General features: G+C 62.5%; 8 protein-coding genes. 7 read left to right on the top strand and 1 reads right to left on the bottom strand.

Going from position 1 to position 8,034, the window contains the following annotated elements; genetic code table 11:
* Window positions 1-135 precede the first annotated feature (135 nt).
* The gene (purM, locus tag P3T24_RS37355) at window positions 136-1,191 is read right to left on the bottom strand and encodes a phosphoribosylformylglycinamidine cyclo-ligase (protein WP_074265802.1); all 1,056 of its coding nucleotides are present in this window, start codon (window positions 1,189-1,191) and stop codon (window positions 136-138) included.
* Window positions 1,192-1,336: 145 nt separating this feature from the next.
* Between purM and P3T24_RS37350 the strand changes: the two genes are divergently transcribed.
* The 7 genes from P3T24_RS37350 to panB all read left to right on the top strand — a co-directional run bounded on the left by P3T24_RS37350 (window position 1,337) and on the right by panB (window position 7,698).
* Window positions 1,337-2,413 carry an AI-2E family transporter gene (locus P3T24_RS37350; RefSeq protein ID WP_074265803.1) on the top strand — a complete coding sequence of 359 codons (1,077 nt, stop codon included), beginning with the start codon at window positions 1,337-1,339 and terminating at the stop codon, window positions 2,411-2,413.
* Window positions 2,414-2,481: 68 nt separating this feature from the next.
* The gene (gene hda / locus P3T24_RS37345) at window positions 2,482-3,234 is read left to right on the top strand and encodes a DnaA regulatory inactivator Hda (RefSeq protein WP_074265804.1); all 753 of its coding nucleotides are present in this window, start codon (window positions 2,482-2,484) and stop codon (window positions 3,232-3,234) included.
* Window positions 3,227-3,913 carry an HAD family hydrolase gene (locus P3T24_RS37340; RefSeq protein ID WP_074265805.1) on the top strand — a complete coding sequence of 229 codons (687 nt, stop codon included), beginning with the start codon at window positions 3,227-3,229 and terminating at the stop codon, window positions 3,911-3,913. Before hda ends, P3T24_RS37340 begins: the two co-directional genes overlap by 8 nt.
* Window positions 3,910-5,514, top strand: a complete 1,605-nt coding sequence (gene pcnB, locus P3T24_RS37335) for a polynucleotide adenylyltransferase PcnB (RefSeq protein WP_074265806.1) — start codon at window positions 3,910-3,912, stop codon at window positions 5,512-5,514. The genes P3T24_RS37340 and pcnB overlap by 4 nt, the downstream gene beginning before the upstream one ends.
* A gap of 48 nt (window positions 5,515-5,562) precedes the next feature.
* On the top strand, window positions 5,563-6,132 hold the full coding sequence (gene folK, locus P3T24_RS37330) for a 2-amino-4-hydroxy-6-hydroxymethyldihydropteridine diphosphokinase (RefSeq protein WP_074265807.1): 570 nt from the start codon (window positions 5,563-5,565) through the stop codon (window positions 6,130-6,132).
* On the top strand, window positions 6,129-6,845 hold the full coding sequence (locus tag P3T24_RS37325) for a deoxynucleoside kinase (protein ID WP_074265808.1): 717 nt from the start codon (window positions 6,129-6,131) through the stop codon (window positions 6,843-6,845). Before folK ends, P3T24_RS37325 begins: the two co-directional genes overlap by 4 nt.
* Window positions 6,846-6,882: 37 nt before the next feature.
* Window positions 6,883-7,698, top strand: a complete 816-nt coding sequence (panB, locus tag P3T24_RS37320) for a 3-methyl-2-oxobutanoate hydroxymethyltransferase (protein WP_429441719.1) — start codon at window positions 6,883-6,885, stop codon at window positions 7,696-7,698.
* Window positions 7,699-8,034: the final 336 nt, after the last annotated feature.

The following is an 8,034-nucleotide window of genomic DNA, read 5'->3' as shown; positions in this document are numbered from 1 at the left end:
ACCCGTTTATTGCGTTTCGCTACGGTCATCGTCGCTCCTGTTACTGGCAGTCTCCTGCCAAATGACCGTTTACACAAAACTATTTACACCCTCGCAGCGAGAGCAACCACCAAAGCGCCGCGCAGGCCAAAAAAATCAAACAACCACAGTCTGCGCCTCACCCTCGGCACTATTACGCACAGAGCCAATCTTCCAAACCTGCTCACCGGCGGCAGCCAAAAGACCAATAGCCTTATCTGCATCCTGAGCAGCAACCACAACAACCATCCCGATCCCGCAGTTGAACACGCGGTGCATTTCCGCGTCAGCCACACCACCATGCTTCTGCAACCACGAGAACAGCGGCGGCAACGGCCAGGCCCGATGATCGAGCTCAGCAGTCAACCCATCCCGCAAAACTCGCGGAATATTTTCGACGAGCCCACCGCCGGTGATATGCGCCATTCCCTTCACGGCAACCTGCTCCATCAGCGAAAGCAGCGGCTTCACATAGATATGCGTAGGCGCCATCAACGCATCGGCCAGGGAACGGCCGTCAAAGTCCGCCGACAGATCCGGCTGCGCCCGCTCAATGATCTTGCGCACCAGCGAGAATCCATTCGAATGAATTCCGCTCGAAGCCAGACCCAGCACCACGTCGCCCGGGGTAATCGTGCTGCCGTCGATAATCTTGCTTTTCTCGACCGCGCCAACCGCAAACCCGGCCAGATCGTATTCGCCATCCGGATACATGCCCGGCATTTCCGCGGTTTCACCGCCGATCAACGCGCAGCCAGCCAGTTCGCAACCTTGTGCGATGCCCTTCACGACCGTCGATGCCGTGCCGACGTCCAGCTTGCCGCAGGCGAAGTAGTCGAGGAAGAACAGCGGCTCGGCGCCCTGCACCAGAATATCGTTGACGCTCATCGCCACCAGATCCTGGCCAACCGTGTCATGCTTGTTCAGGTGAAACGCCAGCTTCAGCTTCGTGCCGACGCCGTCCGTGCCCGAGACGAGTACCGGTTCGCGGTATTTTTTCGGCACCTCGAAGAGCGCGCCAAACCCGCCGATGCCGCCCAGCACACCGTCACGCAACGTCTTTTTGGCAAAGGGCTTGATCGCGTCGACAAGGGCGTCGCCCGCGTCAATGTCCACGCCGGCGTCGCGATACGACAGACCTTGAGCGTCAGGGGCGGATTTCGGTTGATTCATGGGGAGGAGCAAGAAGGTCGGTAAAATGCGATTTTACCCGATGCCGATCCAGAGTTGGCGCTTCAGCGCCTACTCTGGTCCCATGCAGAGCTGTCAGCCACCTGGTCGGACATATTCACCCCCGTCGTACCTCAGGAAATCCATTTTGCAGCAGAACTCCTCGATTCTGACACCGTATCAGCGCCGCGCCTTCATCTGGGTCGCTATCGCGCTCGGCCTCGGCATCCTGCTCTGGCTGCTCAGCCCGGTGCTCACGCCGTTCCTGCTCGGCGCCATCCTCGCCTACATCCTCCAGCCAGGCGTCGCGTGGCTGGTGCGCCGGCGCGTGCCGCGCGCCCTCGCCGCCCTGCTGATGATGCTGGTCTTCACCGTGCTCCTCACCATCATGATCCTGCTGGTGCTGGTCGTGATCCAGAAGGAAGGTCCGCAACTCAAACTGCAGGTACCCGTGCTGTTCACGCACGTTAGCGCCTGGCTGCAACCCAAACTGGCCCTGCTCGGCCTCGCCGATTCGCTCGACTTCGCCAGCATCCGCGATCTCGTGATGAATCAGCTCGAAGGCAGCGCGCAAACCGTCGCCCTCTACGCATGGACCTCGATCCGCACCAGCGGTAACGTCATGATGACCGTGATCGGCAACGTCGTGATGGTGCCGTTGGTCCTGTTCTACCTGTTGTACGACTGGAACCGCATGCTCGAGCGCGCCGAGGGCTTCGTGCCGCGCCGCTGGCTCGAAAAGACCGTGCAGCTTGCCCGCGACATGGATCGGATGCTCTCCCAGTACCTGCGCGGCCAGCTGCTCGTGATGGCCGTGCTGGCCGTCTTCTACGCGATCGCACTAACCATCGCCGGCTTCGAGATCGCGCTGCCGATCGGCATTTTCACCGGCGTCGCGGTCTTTATTCCGTATATCGGCTATGCCACCGGCCTCGCTCTGGCGCTTGTCGCCGCGCTGCTGCAGTTCGGCGACTGGTATGGCTTCGGCGCGGTTGCGGTGATTTACGGCGTCGGGCAGATTCTCGAGAGCTTCTTCCTGACGCCACGCCTCGTCGGCGAACGCATCGGCATGCATCCGCTCGCCGTGATCTTCGCCTTGCTCGCGTTCGGCCAGCTATTCGGCTTCTTCGGTGTGTTGCTGGCGTTGCCCGTTAGCGCGATCCTGTCGGTGGCCCTGCGCGAATTGCGGCAAGGCTATCTGTCGAGCACGCTTTACAAGAACTGACGATCCCTGGCTAACTGACCCAAGCGCTCAACGGCTACCCGCGGTTCTCATTACCGGTTTCTACTACTGTGCTTCGTCAACTGACGCTCGATCTCGGCACCCCGCCGCCCTCGACATTCGACAACTTCTTCGCCGGCTCCAACGCAGAGCTGGTCACGCGGCTGCGCGGGCTGGAAAGTGCGCTCGCAGCCGGACCCGTGGCTGATCGCTCGTTCTACATCTGGGGCGAGGCGGGCAGCGGCCGCACCCATCTGCTGCAGGCGCTGGTCCACGAGGCACAGCCCGGGCACGCGTGCTTTGCAAGCCCCCAGAGCAGTCTCGCTGCGTTTGCCTTCGACCCGCGAGTGGCGCTCTACGCCATCGACGATTGCGACGGCCTGTCCGGCGCCCAGCAGATCGCCGCGTTCAACCTCTTCAACGAAGTGCGTGCGCATCCCACCAGCGCTTTGGTGGCGGCCGGCAACGCGGCGCCGATCGGCCTCGCGGTACGTGAAGACCTGCGCACGCGCCTCGGCTGGGGTCTGGTGTTTCACCTCGCGCCGCTGCCCGACGACGTCAAGGCTGCCGTGCTCAAGCACGCCGCCCGTGAACGCGGCATCGCGCTCGCCGACGACGTGCCGGCCTACCTGCTCACTCACTTCCGGCGCGATATGCCCAGCCTGATGGCCTTGCTGGACGCGCTCGATCGCTTCTCGCTCGAACAGAAACGGGCGGTCACCTTGCCGCTGCTGCGCGCCATGCTGGCATCCCCGGCGGACACTGAAGAGTCGAGAACGGCAACCGTTGCAGCCGCTTCAAGTAAAATAGGCCCCCATGGCTAATCTCGCACTCTTCGATCTCGACCACACGCTCATCCCCACCGACAGCGACCACGAATGGGGCCGCTTCATGGTGAAGCACGGCATGGTCGACGCCGAAAACTTCGCACGTGAAAACGACCGTTTCTATGCCGACTACAAGGCCGGCAAGCTCGACATTCACGCCTATCTCGTCGCCATGCTGACGCCGCTCGCGAAGTACTCGCGCGCGCAGCTCGCCGAGTATCACCAGATGTACATGCACGAAGTGATCAAGCCCACCATCGTGCCGGTCGCGCTCGAACTGGTGCGCCAGCATCGCGACGCGGGCGACCTGTGCTGTATGGTCACTGCCACCAACGAATTCATCACCGGCCCGATTGCCGCCGTGTTCGGTGTCGACAAACTGATCGCCTGCGAAGCGGAAACCGTGGACGGCCAGCCGCACTCGGACTACACCGGCCGTCCCACCGGCACACCCAGCTACAAGGAAGGCAAGATCGTCCGTACCGAGGCGTGGCTCGCTTCGCTCGGCAAGACATGGTCGGACTTCGAGCGCAGCTATTTCTATAGCGATTCGCATAACGACATCCCGCTGCTCCAAAAGGTCACTGACCCGATTGCGACCAATCCGGACGACACGCTGCGCGCTCATGCGCAAGCGCACGGCTGGCGCATCCTCGAACTCTTTCAACCCACGTGATCAAAAAATTTATCCGTAAGCTGTTCGGACAGGATCCGGCACCCGCTGACAACACCGCCCCCTCCGAAGCAGACGAAGCGTCCCGCGCCCCGGCAAAAACCGGCCATAGCGACGCCAGCAGCACTACCTCTGCGGCCAGACCGCGCCGCAAACCGGCGGCGTCACGCGACACCACCAAGGCCGCACCCGAGCCCGACGTGCCAGTGATCATTCCCGCTGACGTGCACGGCATCAACCCGGCGCTGATCTCGAGGAACGCCATTCGCGTCACCGAGGGGCTGCAGCAGGCCGGCCACCGGGCATTTATCGTCGGCGGCGCCGTACGCGACCTGCTGCTCGGCATCGCGCCGAAAGACTTCGACGTCGCTACCGACGCCACGCCCGAGCAGGTGCAGAAGCTGTTCCGCCGCGCGCGCATCATCGGCCGGCGTTTTCAGATCGTGCACGTGCAGTTCGGTCAGGAAATCATCGAAACCTCCACGTTCCGTGCCCTGGTCGATCCACCCGCCGCCGACGCCGCGCCGCCGCGGCGCCTGAAGCGCGACGAACTCGACCGCCGCACCCACGCGGTCGACGCCAGCGGCCGCGTGCTGCGCGACAACGTCTGGGGTGAGCAGCACGAAGACGCCACCCGCCGCGACTTTACGATCAACGCGATGTACTACGATCCGGCCACGCAAACCGTGCTGGACTATCACAACGGCATGGCCGATATGCGTGCCCGTCTGCTGCGCATGATCGGCGATCCGGCCACCCGTTACCGCGAAGATCCGGTACGCATGCTGCGCGTGGTGCGTTTTGCCGCCAAGCTCGGCTTCGAGATCGAAGACACGACTCGCGCGCCGATCAAGGAAATGGCGGATCTGATCAACAACGTGCCGGCTGCGCGTCTGTTCGACGAAATGCTCAAGCTGATGCTGTCGGGCTACGCACTTGCCTGTCTGCAGCGCCTGCGCCAGGAAGGCCTGCATCATGGCCTGCTGCCGCTGCTCGACGTAGTGCTCGAGCAGCCGCACGGCGAGAAATTCATCACGCTCGCGCTCACCAACACGGATAACCGTGTGCGCGCCGGCAAGCCGGTTTCGCCCGGCTTCCTGTTCGCTACCCTGCTGTGGCACGACGTGCAGCAGCGCTGGCAGGCGTTCGAGGCAAACGGCGAATATCCGGTGCCTGCGCTGCACCGGGCGATGGACGAAGTGCTCGACATGCAAACCGAGAAACTCGCCATCCACAAACGTTTCTCATCGGATATGCGCGAGATCTGGGGCCTGCAGTTGCGCCTCGAAAAGCGCTCGGGCCGCAGCGCGCTGAAGCTGATGGAACACCAAAGATTTAGAGCGGGGTATGATTTCCTCCTGTTGCGCTGCGAATCGGGCGAACTCGAAGAGTCGGTCGGTGCGTGGTGGACGGAGTTCATCGAAGGAGACGCCGTCGCGCGCGAGACATTGCTCACGCAAGGCGGGAAGGACCGGAGCCCCAAAAAACGCCGGAGGCGCAGCAGTGGCGCCAGAAACCGCAAACCGGGCGACGGAATGGAGGGCGGTGCGACCGTGGAGCGCGCAGCAGACGACGTGAGTCACGAAGGCTCACACGAAGACTGACGCGGCCATGTTGCTCGCCGTCGAACGATAGTCGCAGGAAGTTATGCCATGACGGTTGCTTATCTCGGCCTCGGCGCGAATCTCGGGGATGCGCGCCAGACCCTGAAAGACGCGGTAGTGTGTCTCGCCCAACAGCACACCATCACCGTGCTCGCCAAGTCGAGCCTGTATCGCACTGCGCCCATCGACGCGGGCGGTGACGACTACTACAACTGCGTCGTGAAGCTCGATACCACCCTGCCGGTCCGGCATCTTCTGGCGCTGTGCCACAAGATCGAACTGCACTTCGGCCGCGAACGGCCGTTTCGGAACGCCCCCCGCACGCTCGATCTCGACATTCTGCTGTTCGGCGACTACTCGATCGAGGAACCGGATCTGATCGTGCCGCATCCGCGTCTGATCGAGCGCGCGTTCGCACTGGTGCCGCTCGTCGAAGTCGACCCTGACTTGACGATTCCACAACACGGTCGCGCCGACGCGTTTCTCGCGGCCGTTGCCGATCAGCGTATCGAAAAGATGAAGTCGCCGTGTCAGTGTCCGGTGCTCAATGCGTTGAGCGGCGGCAGTGATAGCGAAGCCGGCACTAGCGGCAAATCCACCAAAGGCGGCTGCTCATGAGCACGTCTCCGCTGACGGTCACCGCCCCCCAGCTACGCCCGCCGTTTCGCTATATCGCGATTGAAGGGCCGATCGGGGTTGGCAAGACCTCGCTGGCACGACGCCTCGCGGAACGATGGTCAATGCAACCAGTGTTCGAGCGGCCACAGGACAATCCGTTTCTCGAACGCTTCTATCGCGACACCGGGCGTTACGCGCTGGCCGCGCAACTGCACTTTGCCCTTCAGCGTGCCCAACAGGCGCAGGAGGTTGCGGCAGCGTACGCGGCGGGCACAGCGCTGATCGCCGATTTCATGACGGAGAAAAACGAGATCTTCGCCCGGTTGACACTGCCTGAAGACGAATGGCAGTTGTATCGCGCACTCGCAAAGCAGATCGATGCACAGACTCCGCGCGGAACCACCGCGGGAAGTCCGGGCACTGCCCCAGCGCCGGATTTTGTGGTGTACCTGCAGGCCAGCCCGGAAGTGCTGTTTGCGCGGATCCAGAAACGCGCGATCCCAATGGAACTACAGATCTCGAACGCGTACCTGCACTCCCTATGCGACGCGTATAACGACTTCTTCTATCACTACGACCGCACGCCGGTGCTGACGGTCAACGCCGAACACCTGAATCCGCTCGACTCGGACGCGGACCTTGCGCTGCTCGTCGAACGCATCGAGACGATGCGCGGGCGCAAGGAATTCTTTGTCAAAGGCACGTCGCTCTGAGCGACGGTGCCCTCCTCCTTTTCCAACGGAACACCCCATGAGCTATTTGCAGGAAACGAGTAGGAACGCCATTACCGTTCCGAAACTGCAGGCAATGCGCGACGCGGGCGAAAAGATCGCCATGCTCACCTGTTACGACGCGAGCTTTGCGGCACTGCTGGACCGCGCGGGCGTCGACGTGCTGCTGATCGGCGATTCGTTAGGGAATGTGCTGCAAGGCCAGACGACGACGCTGCCGGTCACGCTCGGAGAAATCGCGTATCACACGGCCTGCGTTGCGCGGGCACGCCCGTCAGCGCTGGTCGTCGCCGATCTGCCGTTCGGCACCTACGGCACACCGGAGACGGCCTTCGCCAGCTCCGTGGAGTTGATGCGCGCGGGCGCCCACATGGTCAAGCTGGAAGGTGGCGAATGGCTCGCCGATACGGTGCGCTTCCTGGTGGAGCGAGCCATTCCGGTATGTGCGCATATTGGCCTCACGCCACAGTCGGTGCACGCATTCGGCGGCTTCAAGGTGCAGGGCAAGACGGAAGCCGGCGCAAGCCAGTTGCTACGCGACGCGCTCGCTATTCAGGACGCGGGTGCTCAACTGGTCGTGATCGAGGCGGTCCCGACTCAGCTCGGCACCGAAGCCACCAGGCAGTTGCGGATTCCGACCATCGGCATTGGTGCGGGGGTGGAATGCTCGGGGCAGGTGCTCGTGCTACACGACATGCTCGGGATTTTCCCCGGCAAGCGTCCGCGATTCGTCAAAGATTTCATGCAGGGACAGCCGAGCATTTTCGCGGCCGTCGAAGCGTATGTGCGCGCGGTGAAGGACAGCTCGTTCCCCGGCCCGGAACATACGTTTTGAGATTGGTGTGCCGGACGGTTTGGGACCCGTCCGATTTTTGTTGAATGCCTGGACGTCTATCTTCTTCGGTTCATTTACGCGGCTCCGCCGCAAACCGAAGAGAAACGTCCATGAGCCCCATTTGCCTGATCAACGTCGCGGGAATCCGCGATCACGCTTTGCACCTCACTGACATGCCGCGATCCACGTGGCATGTACGCCTGGTCGACTGGGTGGCGCGCCTGTTGCTCATCTACTGCGCTTGAATGACGCTTGTCTCAGCGCCGCGCTACTTCCCTTACACGCAGCGCGACCTGCTTTGGCGGAGCGGCCGCCTAACCGACCTGCTGCCGTACA

Origin of the sequence: Paraburkholderia sp. GAS33 (assembly GCF_050436645.1) — a bacterium.
Taxonomy (GTDB): Bacteria; Pseudomonadota; Gammaproteobacteria; order Burkholderiales; family Burkholderiaceae; genus Paraburkholderia; species Paraburkholderia phenazinium_B.
Note: the sequence above shows the minus strand (reverse complement) of the source record. Positions and strands in the feature narration are given on the sequence as shown.